Here is a 20953-nt window from a genome sequence, read left to right as displayed (position 1 = left end):
CTTCAGGCCAAAGTCAACTGGCAGTTCACGACCAAGGATGCCCGCACCAAGCGCAAAAGGCTTTACCCGACAACTACAGCATGACGCGACACTAGTTCGTATGATCACAGTATGAGGTGACGGGGATCAGATTCGAATACAGCCGGGTTTTTCTGCCAGCCATCAACGATGCTTTGGTAAAGAGTTTTCCATCTCAGCGCCTTGAGATGTTTGGCAAAAATAAAGGCGTCCCTGAAAGCGAGCACATACGCTTTCAGGTTGTCCAGAGCCGGGCAGCTAAAAACCTTGGTCGTGGCTTTCTTGATGGTATGGATGCTCCACTTGGCTTGACCATTTGTCCAGAGGTAATGGGCCTTGGTCAACTTGCAAAGAATGCCGTTTTTATTGATCATGCCGAAATGAACAGCTTTTCTTCATTGCTGTCAAGCAAGGGTAACTATCTTGGCATCACTCCAGGTGATTCATGTGGTTTGTGTTTCAGGTGATTGCGTTACATCTCAGAGAAAATCAACACCAATGCGGCAAGTCGGAACTACGTCATCACCAAGATAAATCAACGCAATCAAATTCTTAATATAGAATAGATTTCCACAAACGTTGCAAATAATTACATTTTATGGTGTAAATTTCAGCAATCGTTTTATTCCCCCCTTTATCAGGAGTATGTGCGTGTTTCAACAAGTTGTCCCGGTTAACAAAGAGCACCACGCTGGCAAAAAAATCAAAGACATTTCGAGCTTTGAATTCGCATCCAAGTTTCATATTGCTTATGTGACGATGCATGAATTTGCCCGTGCCGCATCCATTTTTCCCATCGTCTTTTTGGAAGACAAAGAAAAAGACGAGTTTCGCCCTGTTGCCTTGATGGGGTTGAGCGCCGGGGAAAATCTATTTGTCGATGCGGATGGCAAATGGCAAGCTTCTTATGTCCCGGCCATTATTCGTCGCTACCCCTTTGCACTGACTCCAAGTGGTCAAGATGGTCAATATGTCGTTTGCCTAGACGAAGCCAGCTCACTGGTAAGCGATACCGAAGGCGCAGCCCTGTTTGACGAGGCAGGCGAGCCCACGCAAGTCATTGAAAACGTTAAACGCTACCTCGCTGAATTGCAGCAAATGGACGCACTGACCCACAACTTGTGCAAGTTCTTAGCTGAACACAACATGTTCACACCATTGAACATGCGGGTGCGGGATAACGACAAGGTCAAAAACGTTTCAGGCTGCTATGTGGTCAACGAAGAGCGCCTGAACAACCTGTCTGACGAGCGCTTTCTGGAATTTAAGAACAAGAGCTATCTGGCCCCTATTTACGCTCACCTGATTTCACTTGCACAAACCGAACGGCTGGTGAAGCTGCAGGACGAAAAACAAACTGCTTCATAACGCAGTTTTGCGAAGCGGTGGCACTGCCATGCGGTGTCACCGCTTTATTCATTTGTGCACACCTATTCTTGAATACGCTCTCAGTTCTTCGCGCCCTAACGACCAGGTCCTGCATAAAGAAAAACGATGTTTAAGTGTGTGAAATCACAATTGCAATCGGCAATATTGGCGCTCTTGGGTAGCATAGTTCTGGATTCACATGCCACTGAAGGCTTGGAAAGGCAGGTGCAACGAGAAACAGTCGCGCCCAATCAGGTGCAGGCAGGACAGATTTCGAATTTGGCGGCATTGAGCCCGGACGTTTTCCTGCGATTGCTGGTGGCCCGCAATCTCGATGTGCAATTCAGCAAACTCAACACCGATGTCAACCGTTACCTGCGCGAAGGAGAAGCAGCGCTCTACGAGCCCGTATTTTTCCTTGGGATTCGGAAAGAAGGCCGTAACCGGCAAAGAACTCCTGACGAACGCCTTCAAAGTACTTATGCGCTGGGAACAGCCGTTCTTGATGAGAAAGTACGTAATGATGAATTGGGCATTCGCAGCAAACTGCCCACTGGCGCTGAGGTATCGGTAAGCTACAAGGCCTCCGGAAAGGCCAACAACCTTATTCCCCAAACTTCCCAAATAAATGCGTCCGCTCCCGACACCGAATACACAAGTCTGCTCAACGTAACACTAAAGCAGCCCTTGTTTCGAAATGCCGGGCGAGCCATTACCGAAACGGATCGCCGAGTTGCAGAACTTGAACACCAGGTATCTTTGCAACAACTGACTCAACAAACCCTGAAAACCAGCATCGAAGGTTTAAACCTTTACTGGCAGTTGTACCGGGCACAAGAGACCGTCAAACTGCGCAAATCAGCAGTGACCACCAGTGAATCACTGATGGCAGATGCCAACGCCCGGATTTCTGCTGGCAAAGTGCCCCCCAGTGCCATATTGGAATTACAAAGTGTGGTGCTCAATCGCGAAGCGGAACTGGCGCGCAGCCAGCAGGCGTTTCGCGAAGCGCAGACGAAGCTGACCACGGCCATCAACATCGTATGGAACAACGACACGCCCGTGGGTATTTCACCTCAACTTCGTGAGAATGAACCGGTGATGGCACTTGCAGCCCCGCCAATCGATGAGGTATTGCGCTTATGGTCGCCTTACCAAATCGCCCTGCTCCGACATCAGCAGGCGCAGGCGCGCCTTGACTTCGCGCAGAACCAAGTCCTCCCGTCGGTTGATTTTGTCATGAGCTATAGCGGCACCGGGTTCAGCAACAAGCATCAGGACGCGCGTAAGTTCGCTACGGGCAACACTTACCCTGACTGGTATGTCGGTCTCAATGTTGAAATCCCTTTAGGAGGGAACCAAAAAGCGCAACAGCAGCTTTTTGCGCAGACCACACGCCTGACACAAGCCGAGGTGGAACTTCAGGCAATTCAAAATTCTTTCGCAAACGATGTGGTCGTTCGTTTGGGCGATCTCCAAAACTCATCTGATGTTCTGGAACTCAGCAAAAAAGAAACCAAACTGCGGCAGAAAATTTTTGACAACGAGCGACAAAGGGTTCAGATCGGATCTGGATCCTTTACCAATTTGCTTCAGAAACAGGCGGATTTCATCGAATCCAACCAAAGAATGCTGGAAAACCAGGTCCGATACGAAGTGGCAGTGACCATGTGGCAATACACACGGGGTAGCCTGCTGGTTGATAACGGCATAAACATTGACAATGCGAGCACTTCTGCACACTGAAGAACTTTTATGACCTTTATTTCAGATGATTCAGACAGGCAAGCAACGTGTCGGCGGGTGCTTTTCGTGAGGTGGCTGGGTTTGGTCTTACTGCTTGCTGGCCTGGGTGCGCAAGCCAAAACATTTTCCGGGCTGGTGTATCCATTGCATGACATCACCCTCAGTGCCGGGGTAGCAGGATTGGTGATGCAGCGGTTGGTGACACCGGGGCAACAGGTCAAAATGGGTCAGGTTTTGCTGCTGCTCGATGACCGGCTTCAAACCATTGAGAGTAAAAGGCGCAAAGCCATTTACGAAGACCAAAGTGAACTCGAAGCATCACGCGAACGCACCGCTATTTTGGGAAAGCTTCTGGCGGCTTCAAAGGCGGTCTTCAAAGAAACAGGTTCCATTAGCAAAGATGAATTGTTGCGTCTGGAAGCTGAATACGTGGCCACCAAAGGTCGTCTGGAACAACTGATTGCGCAAAAAAAACGTGAAATGCTGGAATATGAGTCTGCTGAAAGAGAGCGTTTACAGCGCCATATTGCGGCGCCAATCAGTGGCATTGTCACCAAGGTCATTCCACAGGTAGGAGAGTGGGCCAAGCCAGGCGAGCCCATCATTTTGTTGGTGGACGCCACAACCGCAGAGCTTCATGTCGCTGTTCCACACAAGGACGCCGTCGGACTTAGAGTCGGCGCAGCCCAAAGCATTCAGATGGAGTCAGGTAGCGCCGTTGCACAGACCATGGGGCGGATCACTTTCATATCACCGGTTGCTGACCCTGCCAGTGGGCTGGTGGAGATCAAGGTGACCTTTCCCAACGCACAGCTGAGCGTCAAGCCGGGCATCAAAGGCAGCATTGAGGTCAAGACAAATGTCCAGCAAAACTAGTTGCTCCCACTGACCAGACAACAGGGCCCATTTCGGTGAGTACAACCCAATTACGCTCAATTTCTGAAGCCTCCCGCGCGGCAACAGATGGCGTGCTAGACGCACAGACGCTCATAGAACAGCTGCATCTGGTCCGCAAAGTTTTGCTGTCTGAAGTGGACTGGGACCGTTACTGCAGCCTGATGCGGCAACTTTGCAAAGCGAGCCACTCCGCTGTGATTCGCCAAATCACCGCATCCGAGCGCGTGGAAATGCTGGGGAGATCCTCTGCGCTGCCCACCTGGTCGCCGCTGGAAACCATGCCGCCGGGTCTGGACCTGATGGCCAAGGCAACCGTTAACGGGTATTCCCAGGCACCAGCCCAGTCACCTGATGGGCAACCATGGCTGGTGCTGGTGGTCGCGTTGCAGGGTGTGTCTTCGTGTTTTCTGATTTTGAACATCAAGACCCAGGAACGCGCACAACTCAATGAGTTGACGCTGCGTGCCCTTCTGTCCATCGATTTCGAGCAATCCTTACACAATACCGGTGCTTCAGCAGCGCCTACCGATCTGACCGGCATGCTTGGGCTGGCGGCGCAGGTCATGCAACAACAGAGTTTCGAGTCGGCTTGTTTGACATTGGTAAATGGCCTTAGCGCTGAGTGGAAACTGATCCATGCCAGCCTGGGTTGGGTTGACGGTGCACAAACGCAGGTCGTGGCGATCAGCCACTTGGACCGATTCGAGCGCAATTCCCAGCAAACCCACCTGATCGAATCTGCACTTGCCACGGCTGTCATCCAGGGGCATGAAGTTTGGTGGCCGTCGACTTATGGCAATGCACTAAACGACCAGGGTTTGGCGGATTTCGCCCAGGAAATGGGGGTAGACCGGGTGCTTGTGATTCCCGTTCAAGATGCCCAAGGCATCACGCACGCCGTACTATTGCTCGCGTTTCCATCTGGAACCGCATCTGAACAAAATTTGAGTCATCTTCAGCTTTCCCTTGAACTGATTCAGCCCAGGCTGTCTGACCTGAGAATGCGCTCACTTGGCTTGGTACCGCGATTAAGGCTTCAATCGCACGCGCTGTCGGAGCATGTGTTTGGACCCGAACACGCCATACTGAAATTGGTGACTGTGATTGCTGTTGGACTGTTGCTGTATGCCGCATTTGGCAGTTGGAAATTCCGCGTGGATGCGAGTGCGCAACTCAACACCGACTCGACGCGCTTGATAAGTGCACAGTTTGACGGGCGAATCGATAAAGTTTATGCCACCGCTGGTGACCTTGTGAAAAAAGATGTCTTACTGGTGTCCTTGGACACACGGGAACTGGAGCAACAACAAAGCGAGTTGACCGCCGAAATAAGCAAGGCGGAAACTGAAGTTAATAAAAACCGCGCAGAGGGACGCTTGGCAGACACCGAAATTGCGCAAGCCCGGCTCGACCAATCCCTCGCCAAAGCTCAACGCATGGAAAGTTACCTGCAAAATGCCAATAGTCGAGCCCCGTTTGAGGGAGTTATCGTTGAAGGTGAAAGAAAAGACATGCTGGGAGCACCCGTTAAAAAGGGCGACAAGCTATTCAAACTTGCAAAAATTGAAGGTTTGTACGTCACGTTGATGGTTACAGAGCGGCAAATGCGCTATGTCAAGCCTGGTGCAACGGGTGAAGTTGCGCTGTTGAGTCATGCAGACCATAACATTCCCATTCGCGTTAACTCGGTTATTCCCGTAGCACAAGTCAAGGGGCAAGAGGGAAATCAATTCATGATCACAGCCGAATTGCTGGATGCACCTCAAGCTTGGTGGCGCCCCGGAATGACAGGGCTGGCCCGCCTTGATGCGGGGGACAAGAACATCGCATGGATACTGACACACCGTATCGTGGACAACTTGCGACTTCTGCTTTGGTGGTAGCTTCAAAACAACGGGCTTGACATGGGCTCCACCATATTCAGTGATTCATGGTTCAGGGTGTCAGGCTTGCGTGTGGCTCTGCTGCCCAGTGTGGAAGTCAAAGAGCAGAGCTTTCGTGGTCAGACATGGCATGTACTGCAAGACACCTACACACAGCGGTATTTTCGTGCGTCTGCACAAGCCTGCAATTTCATTCGGAGCTTGAAAACCTCCAAAACGGTTGAAGAAGTTTGGGAAGAGTTTGTCAACCTCCACCCGGAAGATGCACCCAGTCAGGAAGAGGTCATTCAAATCCTCTCGCAACTGCACCTATCGAATCTGCTTTATTCCTTGCAGGAGTCGGACAACGAGGCCATCGTCAAACGGTACAAGGCGCAGAAAAACAAGGAGTTGATGGGAAAGTTTGCATCTTTCCTTTTCATCAGGATTCCACTATGGAACCCGAACGCCTGGCTCAATCGCATCCAGCCACTCATAAGGCTTTCGACCGGCTGGGGTGCTTTTGCCGTTTGGTTGCCTGTGATGATGATGGGTCTTTTTACCGCCTTCGAAAACCGTGGGGCTCTGCTGGATCAGTCTCAAGGCGTGTTGGCGGTTGGAAACTTGCCTTGGCTGTATGTGTGCATGGGCCTATTGAAGCTGTTCCACGAAACCGGACATGCCTTTGTCTGCAAGCGGTTTGGGGGAGAAGTTCGAACCTGTGGCGTCATGTTTCTGCTGCTAACGCCGCTACCCTACGTAGATGCAACCAGCAGTTGGGGGTTTTCAAATCGCTGGCATAGGATTTATGCGAGCTTTGCCGGAATGGCAGTCGATTTCTTTTTTGCAGCGGCCGGCGCCTTGATTTGGGCGAACACAGGGCCCGGCTTGACCAACAGCCTGGCCTTTAACGTCATGCTGATCGGATCGATATCAAGCGTTTTATTCAACGGCAATCCGCTTTTGAAGTTTGATGCCTATTTCATGCTGAGTGATTACGCCGACATACCAAACTTGTATCAAAAGGCACAGCAACAATGGAAATACTTTGGCAATCGCTACGTGCTGGGCACTATTTCGGCTCAAACCAAAGCCACCGATGACCGCGAGTGGTACTGGTTGACGGTGTATGGACTGCTTAGCTTCATCTACCTCATGGTCGTGACGCTAGGTATCAGCTTGTTTTTACTGGATCAGTGGTTGCCACTGGGTGTTTTGGTACTTGCCATGACCTTGTACAGCAAGCTGCTCTTGCCTTTATATCAGTTGGGCAAGCATGTCAGCGGCAACGCAACTCAAGCCAACCGGCGGCGCGCCGTGGGCACCACTTCGGCTATAGGCGCAGGGTTGGTCGTTCTGACCTGCGTTGTACCCTTTCCCGATTCAATAAGGACCCACGGAATTCTGGAAGCCAACCACTCCAGCAAGTTGTATCTCCAAACCCAAGGAAAGCTACAGGACCTGTACCTGCGCCATGGCGATAAGCTTCAACCGGGTCAGCGCATCGCCAGCTTTGGAAATCCTGATTTGATGTCTGAAATCAGCATGGTTGAAAGTGCAAAGAGCGAGGCGCAGGTCCAATACAGGCAAGCACTGCACAAATCGCATGGCGATCTGGAAGCCATTGAACAAAAATTGACCACTTTATCGGTTCGAGGCAAGGACCTGCAAGATCAACTTGGCCAATTGGAAGTGCTCTCGGAACAGGACGGGGAGTGGGTCGCACCGGATCTGCATGAATCCAAGGGGTCGTGGCTGCAACGTGGCTTTGCATTGGGCGAAATTGTGGACAGACGCAGCTTTCGATTTGTCGCCATCGTTGCACAGGAACAAGCCGATTTTCTCTTCAAACAATCATTTCTAAAAAGCGAACTGCGCTTGACAGGGCAAGCAGATATCAACGTGGCCTTGCCGCTGATTTCCATCATTCCCTACCAAAGTCAGCGCCTTCCTTCGGTGGCTTTGGGCTGGCTGGGCGGAGGAGATGTAGCGATCAATCAAAACGAGCCGGGCGGTGACAAGGCCAAGGAGAGCTTCTTCATATTGCGGGCTGACATACCCGGTAGCCAGCTTCAAGGCAGTACAGTTTTGCACGGACTGACAGGCACGCTCCGCATTGAGCTTCCGCCACGACCGCTCTATGCGCAGGCGTTTAGAGCGGTCAAGCAGCTCGTCCAGAAACGTTATGCACTCTAGATTCTGTCCATGACCCAGCAGCAGCCCTCCAGTTCGTGGCATGCACCTCGCAATGCCGTCTTGACGCCTTGGTACAGCTTGCAGGGATGGGTGAAATTTGCCCAACACCGCACCGGCCACGGGAGCCGCTGGCTTTGGCAGGCTGTACGCGATCTGGATACACGCCTCCCTGAATCCGTATCTGAGGTTGTGGCACCGGCTCCACAGGAAATCGGGGCCGCTCGCAAGCAATTGCACAGCTTGCAAATGTTCGGGGCATCCGAGGTGACACTGAACGCCAAAGTCCAGGCACTGGAAGTGGTCACCCGCATGGCGTGTTTCAGCCAGGGGCAACGCGCATCGTTTCCGCAACTGCTCGCCGCGTTGGCCATGACAGAAGGCTACCTGATTCAACTCGCTCCCGGCGAAGGAAAGACATTGGCAGTTGCGATTGCAGCGGTGCTGATCGCGTGGACGGGCAAGCCACTGCACATCGTCACTTCCAACGATTACCTCGCCGCGCGCGATGGCGAATTAATGTCGCCTCTATACAGCGCATGCGGGCTGACCGTTTCCGCCATCACAGGAGAGACCCCGCCCCATGCGCTGGCGGCCTGTTACCGTGAATCGGTTGTATATGCAACGGCCAAGCAGTTTTTGGCTGACCACCTCAGGGACGATCTGCTGCTGCTGGGCGCCAGAGACCCGGTTCGCCGCAGACTCTGGCACCTGCAGAATTCCCGCGCAGAAAAGCACCCCGTGATGCGCGGACTTTACGCCGTCCTCATTGACGAGGCGGACGGCATTCTGATCGATGAAGCCACCACCCCGCTCATCATCGCCAGCCCTGAAGAAGACAAAGCCGACATGATGACCGCCGTTCGACTGGCCCGGCATCTGGTCGAGCAGCTCAAAGCCGAGGTTGATTACGTTCTGTATGCCAAGGCGGGCAACGTGGTTCACTTTACTGAAAAAGGTAAAAGAACCATTGAAGCCCTGTCCACCGCGTTCAGCAGCTATTGGCAGGTTCCAACCCGACGAGAAGAAATCTTCAACCTCGCCATCATGGCCCGTGATGTTTTTCAGTTGGACCGGCACTACATCATCAAGGACGGTTTGGTTGTGATTGTTGATGAAAGCACGGGTCGCAGCATGCCAGGACGCTCTTGGAGCCACGGCATTCATCAATCGATAGAAGCGCGTGTTGGCGTCGACTTGACGCCTCTCACAAAAATATCTGCTCGCATGACGTTTCAAGAGTTCTTTCGAAACTACCACCGGCTCAGTGGTGCCAGCGGGACACTGCATGGACTGGATATGGAACTCTGGAAAACATTTGGCCTGTTTATTCTTAGAATTCCACCACGCACGACCAGCCAATTGCACATTTTCCCCAAACGGACATACCGTACGCGTGATGACAAGCTTGCGGGTTTTATAGCGCAAGTAGAAGCCTTCAACAGACTTAAGCTTCCCGTCCTGGTAGGTACCCGGCGAATACTTGACAGTGAAGAAATAGCAGGAATTTTGCGCGGCAAAGGCATCCATTGCACCGTGCTTAACGCGAAGGAACACGAATTCGAAGCACGCATCGTTGAAGAAGCCGGCGAATTTGGCTGCGTTACCGTGGCAACCAACATGGCAGGCCGGGGAACGGACATCAAGATTTCGCCAGAAGTAGAGTCGGCAGGTGGACTGCAAGTACTGATGTTCGAAGCCCATGAGTCTTCCCGCATCGACTGGCAGCTGTTTGGTCGCGCGGGCAGGCAGGGAGCAAAGGGCAGCGCCCAAGCCTACGTGTCCCTGGAAGAAGAGCTGATTGCCAAGTTCACACCGTCATGGTTCAAACCTTTGGCGGCGCTCATGCCTGACAGGCTGCACATGTCCGCAAAAATCAAACTCATGCAGTGGCTGGCACAAAAGCACGCCAGCGATCTTTCCAGCAAACAGCGTAGCCACTTGGCATTTTTGCAAAAACAAATCCGGGAACAACTCGGATTCTCGAAAAACTAGCATCCCTTTACGCCGTCAAATCATCCAGGTAACGACCGAATATCGGGTCCCGCTGATGACCTCGGTAATCTCGTGGGGAAACAGGAAATTGGATGGAAAAACCACCACCGAACCTTTGGGGGGTCTGATCTTCTTGTCGCCACAAAAAAATGACCAGTCGCCGCCTGCGAAATCGTCGTTGAGTGCAAACGAACAGGCCAGGGCCCGTGGTACTTTCTTGAAGGAATCGGTGTGGGTCTTGTAGTAGCCACCGGCGCTGTACCGCAACAACTCAAACCCCATGCCTTCAACAACACGGCAAAAAGGAAAAGTTGTCTGGTATCGACGCAGAATACCGCCGCAGGCGCGGTAAAAGGTTTCTTCTATTATTTCTCGGCACTTGGGGTTCTTTTGCACCACAGAAGGTGTCGACAAGGAAATTGCGTCGGCATTTCGGATGTTTCGATCCACAGTAGCTTGCGTCCCTACAAGCGCTGAGTTCCATTCATCGGCGTGGCTGAATTCCGCCAGCACGCCATCACAAAACGCATCGGTTAAAACATTTTCAAAAACAACAATATAGTTTTCAATATTTTTGTCCAGCGCGTTGTTTGTCAAAGTAGGCATGGGCTCTAGTTCCATAAGAAAACACGTAGTGCAAAAAAACCTGACTACATCGGACACCCTCGAAAGGCTCACGCCAATGGGTTGTTTTACACCCCAAATACATCATGGCATCGCCCTGTTTCAAGAGAACACGCACCGAAGCACCCTCGGGGGTTTTAAGCCAAATAGGCCACACCTGATCAGCATTCAGGTTCAGCGTGAGGCTGAGCTCGCAAGCATCCCTGTCTTCATGCGCGGGCAGGGATTCACCATGCCCGTAAATGCGGGCATACGTGTAGGTGGGCAGCACGGACTCTTCGCAAAATGACTCCACCACCGGTATTTTCTCCACCAGCAAGCGCACAAAAGGCAAATGGTTGTACACCGCTGGCGCTCCAGGAACCAGCCGATCTGGCGCCATGGCGTGTGAGGCATGGTGAAGCGCAAGCCCTTGATCCAGTGCGCTGGCACGTTCCGCCGATATGAACGATGGCAAGTACAAATAGTTGTTTGATTCCAACGCGAAGTTCATCTCAAATCAGATCAATTTCTTTAATTTTTTGAATTTTCTTTTGCAGGCGCAACTCTTTGTCAAGCAAAATTCTGCGCCGGGCAAACCACTTCAGCCAGTCAAAATTGACCGGGCGGGTATAGTTTTCAAAAAACAGTGCCCGTTGGGCAGCAGACCAGTCAGCATCAATCAGAACTGCCAGATCTTGTTCGATCGGGTAAGCGCCAATCCGGTCCCAGTCAATAATCTTGAAGTCATGCTGCTGGACCAAAATATTTTTTCGCCATAGCTCACCATGGCCAATATAGGTTTTGGCCGTCTGCAAACCAGGGGGCACGTCTGCCGCTTGCACCAGTGCCATATTCAACGTGCTGGACTCATCCGGTGACAAATCCGATTCCGAGCGATCAACCGATATGGCGGGCTGGCCCCGGTAATAGGCGCCCGGGTCCAAGTGGCTGCCCTGGCAGTCAAAGTCCAATGGTCCATAGCGCTCCGCCGGTATGGCATGCATCAACGAAAGTTTGCCAGCCAGGCCAACAATTACTTCACCTGACGCCTGTGGACCGATCGGCAAACCCTCCACATGGCTTTCGATAATGCATTTGCCATCGTGATAGATCTTTTCAGGCATGAAACCCAACGACCCGACATGCCTGTAGGCCAGCATGGTGCGCTTGAGTTGCTGCGCGCTGTGTTTAGGCACTCTGAACACCATGCGACGACCATTTTTGCCAAACCGGATCACGACGTGCCCCCCACCGACCGAGATTTCTGGCCGCTCAATGGTGTGCCAACCTAGCCGCTCGCTCAGCACATAGACCAGGTGGTTGTGGATTTCCTCCAGCATGGCGGAAGACTCAGCGTTTTCCGCTCCTGACTTTTCAGGGGAATAAATCACGGGATGCTATTGTCCTGCGCGGACCAGGCGGAGGTGCATAGGCGTAGTAATTAACGTCTGCCCGAGGCCTCCCTCTGGGAAATTGATAGACCAGACTCGTTGGTTAGGCGCCACAAGCGCATTTGCATCAAGCGTGGCAGTTACGAAATTCAAATTCAGCACTCCTCCGTTATAGGGAAAGATGGATGCAGGGGCTGCCAAATTCCTATTTCCGGTGCAGGCTCGGCCTACCAGCGATGCCAACTCGTTTCTGGTGGGAATGCGCCAATCGGTGTAGCCCAGTCCGCTGGCGGAAGCGTTTGCGTTGGCCGCGTAGAGCTGGGCAACTATCGCAGCCTCCGAAGCAAATGAGGACGCAGTGCTCCCGCAGGTTAAACCCGAGCCGCCTTCTGGACACTGCTTCCACATCAGTCCCGTTTTAGTGTCTTCTACTGTTCCGTCGAGGAAGTTGGTGAATCTTGAATCCGAGTTATTGCAGACCAAGGCGTTTGAACCACCCCGAACCAGACGAACCTTATGGGGGTCGGTTTTTATCACAAACGAGACTGCACCACCGTTGGCTGCATCTACCGTCCAGGCATTGGAGGAGGCAGTGGCAACCGACTCACTGGTCCAATACTTGTCGGTCATGGCATCTACGGCGCCGGTGCGGTCTGCGTTGGGCGCGTTGCCGTTGGTGCTGCTGGCATTCATCAATGACAACAGCTCATCCACGGTCGGAACACGCCAGTCAGTGCGGGTGCAGGGTGCCGCTGAATTTACTGACGCAACATACGCGTCAAGGGAAGCGTAATTTCCAGTTGCCATTGGATCAGGTCTTTGCCAGGTCAAGCCGGTCACCTTGTCATCGGTGCATCCTGTTTTCTTCACAAAAGCAAAGCCCAGCGGCCCGTCTGTATCGCTGTTGGTCAGGGGATTGGCGTCGCGCCCAAACGCGGCAACACGGCCCAGTAGAGATGTCGCACCGGTTCCGTTCAATCCGCCGGCATCGTCGTTCACAATGGTTGCCACGGCACTTCCCCCCGCAGCCCCGGCGGAAGTCCACACCACTTTCAACGTCTCATTGGGTTCAAACTTGTCGTCGCCGCAAACGGTCACGGTCAGTTTGCCTGCGGCAGATCCGGCCGGGATGGTGACCCGGCCGCTGGTCACGGCCACAAAGTCGGTGCCTGCTACAGTGCAAGCTGAACCGCCCGTTGCCGAACCGGTGCTGATAGGCGTAACGCCCACTTTTGCAGTGCTGTCGGTGCGGAAGTCCACGCCCAGACTTTTTACAACAGGCTTGTTCAAGGTTATGACGAACTCCAATTGAGTGGTCGTTCCTGCGTTGCCCTCCAAAAGTTGGGTATCTGCCACGGCTGTCACCACCGCCTCAGGGGCGTCAGCACCCCCACCGCCAGAACCGCAGGCCACAAGCAGGGCACTGGCCAAAGCCAGGCTGGTGTGGCGCAGGTGGCGCTTGCCATGTGAAATAAGTGGGTTCATGGTGCGTATCGCTTTCATGGTGTGCCTATGCATTAGAGAGTCAGGGTATTGACCGAATAGTCGTAGTTGCCCTGGCTAAAGGTTGACAGTCCGCTGATCAGAGGCTGCTCACCTGGCGAGCCCAAAACATAGGACTGTTGCAAACGAGCGGCGATGCCATAGCTGGAGTCAGACAATAAAACATCGTCATTCATGGTGTCGTTCGTCAATGGCAAATAGATGTCATCGTTCAATTCACTGTAAACGATTGGCGCAGACAAATAGTTGATGACTGTCATATTGCCAGCCGACCGCTGTTGCGATGACGACGAAAAACCGAACACGCCGGAGACTTGCGACGGCGAGGAGTGCAGCAAGCTGCTTGTTGCTGGCAAACCAGCAGCAATAAGGGTTGCATCGTCTTTTGTCAGCAAGGTGTTCGGGTCTTCTGTGACCCGGGTCACATCGCTAACCACCACAATCTGCTCATACAACTTGCCCGCGTTGATGACGTTGAAGTGGGTGAACCCAAGCAAGTCGGCGTGTCGCAGCACCGAGCCCTGCGGTGCGGCCACCCGAACTACCTGTGCCTGCACCTCGATCACATTGCCAGCGGCTGCGCTGTCGGGTCCATAGCCATAGAAGTTCAACGCTTTGGCGTAAACGTTCACGGCACTGTCGTTGTTGGCATCCGTGATGGTTCCGCTGCCCGCCTGAAGGTCAACGATGCCGAGTTGCGACTGATCAGCCGAACGGGTGTCAATCGTGGAGATAGCCACCGTGCGCCCATCGCCCGCCTTGACCTGCACATCGCCGCCGCTGCTGCTCAACAACGTGCTGGCAGCCATGGTGACGTTGCCGCCCGTGCTGACCAGCGCAAGATTGCTGGCGATGGCAGTGCTCATGCCAGAGTTCAATGTGATGGCGCCACTGGCGGTCATCGTGATCGCGCCAGGCATCTTGACCGTGCCACCCGCCTCCACCGTGATGCTGGCGCCGCGCATGTCGATGGCGGTGGTGTTCGCCACCGACGTGAAATCGCTGTTGCTCGCCAAAGTGATGGCGCCAGTATTCGCCTTGCCAATGACCAGCATGGAGAAGCCGCTGCCAATCGCCAGAATTTCACGGGTCGTGAGGTTCAATGAACCCACCATCCCTGCCGGCCCCACGTCCGCACCCACCATGATGTTGCTGCTGCCTGTGGCAGAAGTGATGGCCAGCACACCGCCATGGGAAGACAGGGAATCTGCACCGCCCTTCAAGGCCAGGGATTGCGCGTCGATTGTGATGTTGCCGTCAACGACGGTGGCGGTCGCACCGGTCTCAAACACGACGCTGGTTGCGCCGCGAATGGTCAGGGTGCCGCCAGTGGACAGCGTCAGGGCTTTGTGGAAAGTAACAATCCCGGTTGCGTCAATGACCACATTGCCTGTCACGGCCAGGGTGTCATTGAACGTGACGTTACCGGCCGCCGTGACGTTCAGCCCGTCAATGCCTGAAATGGTGCCGCTGACAGTGATGTCTTTCTCGGCAAACAGGCTCAAGGTCTCGTTCGCGCCCCCCATGCCCACGATGTTGCCCGTGATCAGCAGATTGCCGATTACAGCATCCAGACTGCTGTTGCCCGCAGTGATGACCGAGTTGCCACTGCCGACCTGGATCAAGCCATTGACCGTCACGTTGCCAGCCATGCTGATGTCTGCCGCTGTCAAGGTGGTGGTCGAGTTGGCCAGGGTTCCCTGCACCGTCATGGCGTTACCCTGCAACTGCCCTGACACGCTCAAGGTGCTGGAGGCACCAGACAGGTCGAGAAACAGCGGATCCTTGAAGATCACGGGGCTGGCCACGCCCAGCGTGGTTTGAGCTTGCACCACGATCGACTGGTTGGCCTGCCCGTTACCAAAATTGATTTGGGCAAAGCCGTTCTGGATCAGGTTGATTTCATCAAGGCTCAGGTGCAGTGCCGTGAGCGGGTCTGCACCGCCAATCACGATGGCAACCGGTGTTGCTGCAGCAAGCGGGGCAAAGTTCAAACTCGCACCGATGCTGGTCAATCCTGCCGAGATGTCAACTTGGTTCGCCAGCACGTCAATGTTCTGCCCCTTGCCGTCGATGTCGATGGTAAACACTGCGCTGCCGCCAGTCGTCACCACATTGCCCAGTGTTTGCACGACACCCGGCGTCACCGTTCCGCTCGCGGTGATGGTGATATTGCCTGAAGTGCTTTGCACCTTGGCCTGTACCACCACATCGGAACCAGTGCCTTGTGCATTGACAAGGATGGTTCCACGGCCGTTGGCCGTGACGGAATTGCCGGCGATACCTGCCGCCCCGTCGTTCAGGGTGATACTGCCGGCCTTGGCGATCAGCACAATGTCGCCATTGCCAGCGGTGGTGGTGAGGTCCGACTGACTGACGCCCGGCACCGGGTGGGTGCTGCTGTCCGCCAGACTGTTCACCCGCTGCACGTCAACGCTGACGGTGTCCACCGTCAAGCCGTTGCTTTCGCTCAGGTAAATGCCCCCTGCCCCGGCGCTGGCCGTCACGGTCGTGACGCTGGTCTCCAGGTGGTTGAGCCCGCTTCCAATGCCGTTGCCCGCCTTGAGGATCAGGCCATTGGCGCTGATGTCCACCAAGGCGTCGCCAGCGGTGTCCAAGTCAATGATGTTGCCTGCTTGTGCTGTGATGGCGACGTTGGCGGTGCCTGCCGTGATGGCCTCGACCGTCACGTCTGTTCCGGCGTTGAGCAGCACGTTGCCACTATTCGAGCCAATTTTGGCTCCGGCGCCCATGGTGATTGCGCCACCAGCTATCAATTCGATAGTCTTTGATGCGCCAGTGGCGGTGATGTTGGCGTTTTGCACGATGGAGCGCCCGGCGTTCACGCTGGTGTGGCCGGCCGTGTTGCCCACGCTGGCACCCAGGGTGATGTCGCTGCTGGCGCCGCCCGCTTGCACCAGCAGGTTGCCCGCTGCGCTAATGGCCCCGCCTGTGGCCAGGGTCTGCAGGCTGCCTGTCGTGGTCACCAGAATCAGGTTGCCCGCACTGCTCAGCTTGCTTTGCGCGCTGTCGCCAGCTTGCGTGGTGGCTCCATCGGTGCCAACCAGATTGACATTGATGGCGTCAAGTAGACCGATCACCAGATCGTTGGCCTCCGTGAGGTACAGCCCGCCGGTGCCCACCACGCTGGCCGCCAACTTGCCCACATTGAGTTCAAGGTGGTTGCTGCGTTCGCCTGCGCCTTGGCCCGCTGCCGTGCCGGTGGTGAGGATGAACAGCTCGTTGGCGGTGACGTCGGTCTCCGTGCTGCCGCTGTCGGTGATGCTCGATGCGCTCAGGCTGACGTTGGCGCCGGTGCTGATCGCCCCCAGTGTCATCGTGGTCGTGGCCGCGTAACGGATGTTGCCGCTGCCCGTGGTGCTGACCGCGCCGTCGGCCATGCTGATCGAGTCCCCGGCGCGCACGTCGATGGTGCCGCTGCCGGTGGTGCTGATGTTGGCGTTTTGCACCATGTTCCGGCCGGCGTTCAGGCTCATATGGCCGCCTGCGCTGTTCACGCTGGCATTCACGGTGATGTTGCCGGCCGCATCCAGGGTCTGCACCAGGATGTTGCCGCTGCCAAAGGCGCTGATGGCGCTGTTGTCCGCGCTGGCGGTGCCGTCGTTCAGGGTGATGGCGCCGCTTGTGCTGGTGAGCACGATGTTGCCGTTGCCCGCGGTGGTGATCAGGTCGGACTGCGCTGCATCGCTCTGGGTCGAGCCCGTGACGCTGCCGTCGGTCTTCACGCGGTTGACGGTGACACGCACATCGCCCACCGTGGCGCCGTCGCTCTCGAGCAGGTAGATGCCGCCCGAGGTGGCGCGTGCACTCACCGTGGCCACTGTGGTCTCCAGGTGGTTGATGCTTTGACCCACACCCATGCCGGCGTTCAGGCGCAGGCCCGAGGCGGTGATGTTGAGGTTGCTGTCGTTGGTTACGGTGACCACGTCGGCATCCAGAATGCTGCCCGTCGTCGCCGTGAGGCTGACGTTGCCCAAAGTGCTGATGTCGCCCACCGTGATGGTGGTGCCCGCCAACACCCGGATGTCGCCGCTGGTGCTGCCCAGCAGGCTGTTGTCGGCCTGCGTGACCGCGCCGTTGCCGGCGACGACGTCGATGCTGCCGGTGCTGCCTGCCCCCTGGCTGCGGATGTCGGCCTGCGCTGAGAACATGACGCTGTGTCCGCCCAGCACGCTGATGCTGCCGGTGGCGCTGGTGATGTCCGCGTTGACGGTGATGTCACTGGCGTTGCCAGCCGCTTGCAACAGGATATTGCCGCTGCCGTTGGCACTAACCGCTGCGCCATTTGCATTGCCATCGTTCAGCGTGATGGACCCTGCAGCGGTGCTCAGCACAATGCTGCCGTTGTTGCCCGTGACCAGGTCAGCCTGGGCTGCGTCGGTGACAACATTGGTGCCAGCCGTGGCGGTGAACTCACTCACGCTCACACTCACCGCCGTGACGGTGATGGCATTGTCTTCAGTCAGGTAAATGCCGGCGCTTGCGACGCTGCCAGTTGACAGGACGGTGACGTTGTCCACGGCCGTGCTGATGTGGCGTGCGCCCGTGCCCACACCCAAACCTGCTTGCAGGCGCAAATTCATGGCACTGACGTTTTTGGTGCTGCCGCTGGCATTGGCGATGGCACCACTGCCGGCTGTGACGGAGACGTTGGTCGCCATCAGGTTGCCCAGGGACACGCCGGTTGCGGCCGCCAGACGCAGCGATGAACCGGTCGCCGTGACGTTGCTGGAGCCCAGCATGGTGATGGCCCCGGTGGTCGTCTGCAGGTCGATCGTTCCGCCCGTAGCCGTGGCCACGCTGACCGCTGCTCCGCCCAAGCCGACGTTGATGTCATGTCCGGCCTTGATCGTCAGGTGCCCCGTGTCGCTGACCACGTTGGCGTTGATGACGACGTCCGAGCTGGCGCCTTGCGCATCCAGCAACACACTGCCACTGCCGTTGGCCGTCACAGCGGTGCTGGCTGTGCCAACCGTCACCGTGCCATCGTTCAGGGTGATGCTGCCCGCCTTGGCGACCAGCACGATGTTGCCGTTGTTGCGGGTGTTCAGGTCGGCCTGGCTTGTGGCCTGGTCTGCGGTGTTGGCGGTGCTGTCCACGCGCTTGACCAACACATTCACCGTGTCAACGCTGAGGGCGTCGGTTTCTGACAGGTAGATTCCGCCCGAACCCGCGTTGGCACTAAGCGTGCCCACCGTGATTTCCAGGTGGTTGGCGCCGGTGCCTATGGCGCCCGTGGTGCCTGTTGCCAGGACCATCAGGCCGGCAGCGGTGATGTCAACTTCCACGTCGCCGGCGGCGTCTCCGTCAACGATGTTCAAACCGGCTGTCAGCCTGATAAAGCCGCTGCCTGCATTCAGGGTCTCCAGGGTGATGTTGCCCGCCGTTGCCAACAGGCTGATGTCGCCGTTGGTGCTGGTGACCGTCACGGTGGTGTTAACGTTGTCTTGCGCCATCGTGATGTTGCGCGCAGCCACCAGATCAATTGTCCTGGCGCTGGTGCTGGTTGTGAGATCCGCGTTTTGCACGATGTCCTGGCTCGCCTTCAGGCTGATATGTCCGCCGGTGCTGAGCACGTCGGCGTTCAGGATCAGGTTGCTGCTGGTGTTGCCCAAGGCAGAACCGGCTTGCAAGAACAGGTTGCCTGCCGCCTGCACGCCCAGCGTGCCGGTGTCGGTATCGGTATCGCCTTCGTCGATGGTGAGGTTGCCATTGAGCGTGACAAGCACCGCTGCGCCTGCGCTCATCAGGTCAGATTGCAGTGCATCGGTGGTGCCCGCGCTGGTGGTGCTGGCGTTTGTCGCGACTCGGTTGGTCACCACGCCTGCCGTCTGGCCTACGGTGATGGCGCTGCTCTCGGTGAGGAACAGGCCGCCGGTGCCGACATTGACGCTGAACTTGGCAACTTCGCTTTCCAGGTGGTTGCTGCTTTGGCCGATGCCACCGGCTGAAACGGCGGCGCTCAGGCGCAGTTCGTTGGCATAGAAGTCCACATTGCCGGGCACGCTTTCTGTGGCGTTGTCCAGAATGTTGCCGCCCGTGCTGAGGACGCTGATTGCGCCCCAGCTGGTTTGGTTGGCCAACAAGCCGTCGCTGCGGTTTGCAGCATCCCGCGCGTCGAGTTGGCCGACGGTGATGTCGCCGCTGGCTTTGACGCGCAGGTTGCCTGCACTGGTCTGGATGCTGGTGCCGTCCGCCATGGCGACGGCGCCTGTCGTTGCGTCAAGCTCAATGGTTTTACCGAGGCTCGTCGCGATGATGTTGGCGTTTTGCACGATGGAGCGGCCCGCGACCAGACTGGTGTGGCCGGCCGTGTTGGTCACACTGGCGCCCAGGGTGATGTCGCTGCTGGTGCCGACTGCGCTGATGAGCAGTTGGCCATTGGCGGTGACATTGCCGGTAGCCAGGGTATCGATACCGCCTGCTGCTGCAACCAAAATCAGGTTGCCCGCGCTGGACAGGTCATTTTGAACCGCGTCAGTGGTGGCAGTCAGCGTGCTGCCGTCGGAGCCCACGCGCTGTACGGTGAGTGCGGCCGTTTGCCCTATGGTCACGGCTGTAGCATCGGTCATATAGAAGCCACCGATGCCTGCTGCGGCGCTGAATTGGACTACTTCGGTTTCGATGTGGTTGCCACTGGCACCCAATGCGCTCGCACCTGTGGGTGTCGCGCTGAGCTTGAGCTCCTTGGCGAACACATTGGTGGCGGTATCGTTGCTGTTGTCCAGGATGCTGCCGCCGGTACTGGCGATGCTGACCGAGCCCCACGTGGCTTGGCTGGTCAAGGTGTTGCCGGTGCGATCGCTCTGCATCCGCGCATCGAGTACGCCCAGGGTGATCGTGCCGCCCGGGTTGAGCGTTGTGCCTGCCATCACACGGATATTGCCGCCGTGGGTCTGGAACACCGTGCCAGCGTCCATGCCGATGGTGCTTGCCGATCCCGTGGCCTGCACGTCAATGGTTCCACCACCCAATGCACTTAGGTCGCCATTGGCTGCGTAAATCTGCGTTCCGCTGCTGAGTAGGGTGAGATTGCCCGCCCCAGTGCTCAGCACGCCGGCATTGACAGCCAGGTTGCCATTGGCTGCGTTGAGCCGCACGTTGCCGTCATTGGTCAACACTGTCGCCGTAGACGACGTGCCCGCGTTCAACACCAGGTTTCCGGCCGTCACGTCTAGCACCAGCGATCCGGCCCCGGTCGCTTGCAAATCCTCTTGGGTGACACTGGCTGAAGGTGTAGCCGTTGGTGTGGACACGCTGGCATCGCTGGCCACCCGGTTGACGGCGATCGTCAACTTGTCGATTGTCACGCCGTCAGTTTCCGTGAGGTAAACACCGCCCGCGCCCGCGTTG

The 20953-nt window shown here is 56.1% G+C and carries 12 protein-coding genes; 7 read left to right on the top strand and 5 right to left on the bottom strand.

Annotated features, from left to right (window positions below):
* Positions 1–116 precede the first annotated feature (116 nt).
* From IWX85_RS20620 to IWX85_RS18825, 7 genes are all read left to right on the top strand, one after another.
* Complete coding sequence (locus tag IWX85_RS20620) at positions 117–485, top strand: hypothetical protein (protein WP_231379988.1); 369 nt, start codon at positions 117–119, stop codon at positions 483–485.
* 184 nt (positions 486–669) lie between these two features.
* A complete protein-coding gene (locus IWX85_RS18850; RefSeq protein ID WP_196870795.1) occupies positions 670–1386 on the top strand; it encodes a SapC family protein in 717 nt (238 codons plus the stop codon).
* A 138-nt stretch (positions 1387–1524) separates the two neighbouring features.
* Complete coding sequence (locus IWX85_RS18845; RefSeq protein WP_196870794.1) at positions 1525–3132, top strand: TolC family protein; 1608 nt, start codon at positions 1525–1527, stop codon at positions 3130–3132.
* 9 nt (positions 3133–3141) lie between these two features.
* Entirely contained in the window at positions 3142–4008 is an 867-nt protein-coding gene (locus tag IWX85_RS18840) for an efflux RND transporter periplasmic adaptor subunit (protein ID WP_081932357.1), read from the top strand.
* 35 nt (positions 4009–4043) lie between these two features.
* Complete coding sequence (locus IWX85_RS21035; RefSeq protein ID WP_196870793.1) at positions 4044–5912, top strand: efflux RND transporter periplasmic adaptor subunit; 1869 nt, start codon at positions 4044–4046, stop codon at positions 5910–5912.
* A 21-nt stretch (positions 5913–5933) separates the two neighbouring features.
* On the top strand, positions 5934–8087 hold the full coding sequence (locus IWX85_RS18830) for a hypothetical protein (RefSeq protein WP_196870792.1): 2154 nt from the start codon (positions 5934–5936) through the stop codon (positions 8085–8087).
* A 9-nt stretch (positions 8088–8096) separates the two neighbouring features.
* Positions 8097–10079, top strand: a complete 1983-nt coding sequence (locus IWX85_RS18825) for a hypothetical protein (RefSeq protein ID WP_081932359.1) — start codon at positions 8097–8099, stop codon at positions 10077–10079.
* A gap of 15 nt (positions 10080–10094) precedes the next feature.
* Here the strand turns inward: IWX85_RS18825 and IWX85_RS18820 are convergent, their stop codons facing one another.
* The 5 genes from IWX85_RS18820 to IWX85_RS18800 are packed head-to-tail and all read right to left on the bottom strand — an operon-like array spanning position 10095 to position 20910.
* Complete coding sequence (locus IWX85_RS18820; RefSeq protein WP_196870791.1) at positions 10095–10685, bottom strand: 2OG-Fe(II) oxygenase; 591 nt, start codon at positions 10683–10685, stop codon at positions 10095–10097.
* A complete protein-coding gene (locus tag IWX85_RS18815) occupies positions 10645–11196 on the bottom strand; it encodes a hypothetical protein (protein WP_051984046.1) in 552 nt (183 codons plus the stop codon). The genes IWX85_RS18820 and IWX85_RS18815 overlap by 41 nt, the downstream gene beginning before the upstream one ends.
* A 1-nt stretch (position 11197) precedes the next feature.
* Positions 11198–12076, bottom strand: a complete 879-nt coding sequence (locus tag IWX85_RS18810; protein ID WP_196870790.1) for a phosphotransferase — start codon at positions 12074–12076, stop codon at positions 11198–11200.
* A gap of 6 nt (positions 12077–12082) precedes the next feature.
* Positions 12083–13561 (bottom strand): DUF1566 domain-containing protein, encoded by a 1479-nt coding sequence (locus IWX85_RS18805; RefSeq protein WP_231379986.1) that lies wholly within the window; start codon positions 13559–13561, stop codon positions 12083–12085.
* A 32-nt stretch (positions 13562–13593) separates the two neighbouring features.
* Positions 13594–20910 carry a hypothetical protein gene (locus IWX85_RS18800; protein ID WP_196870788.1) on the bottom strand — a complete coding sequence of 2439 codons (7317 nt, stop codon included), beginning with the start codon at positions 20908–20910 and terminating at the stop codon, positions 13594–13596.
* Between the last annotated feature and the right edge of the window lie 43 nt (positions 20911–20953).

The sequence above is a fragment of the Polaromonas sp. CG_9.11 genome (genome assembly GCF_015752225.1).
Taxonomy (GTDB): Bacteria; Pseudomonadota; Gammaproteobacteria; order Burkholderiales; family Burkholderiaceae_C; genus Polaromonas.
The sequence above is the reverse complement of the archived record's forward strand: the minus strand, read 5'-3'. Positions and strand labels throughout refer to the sequence as shown.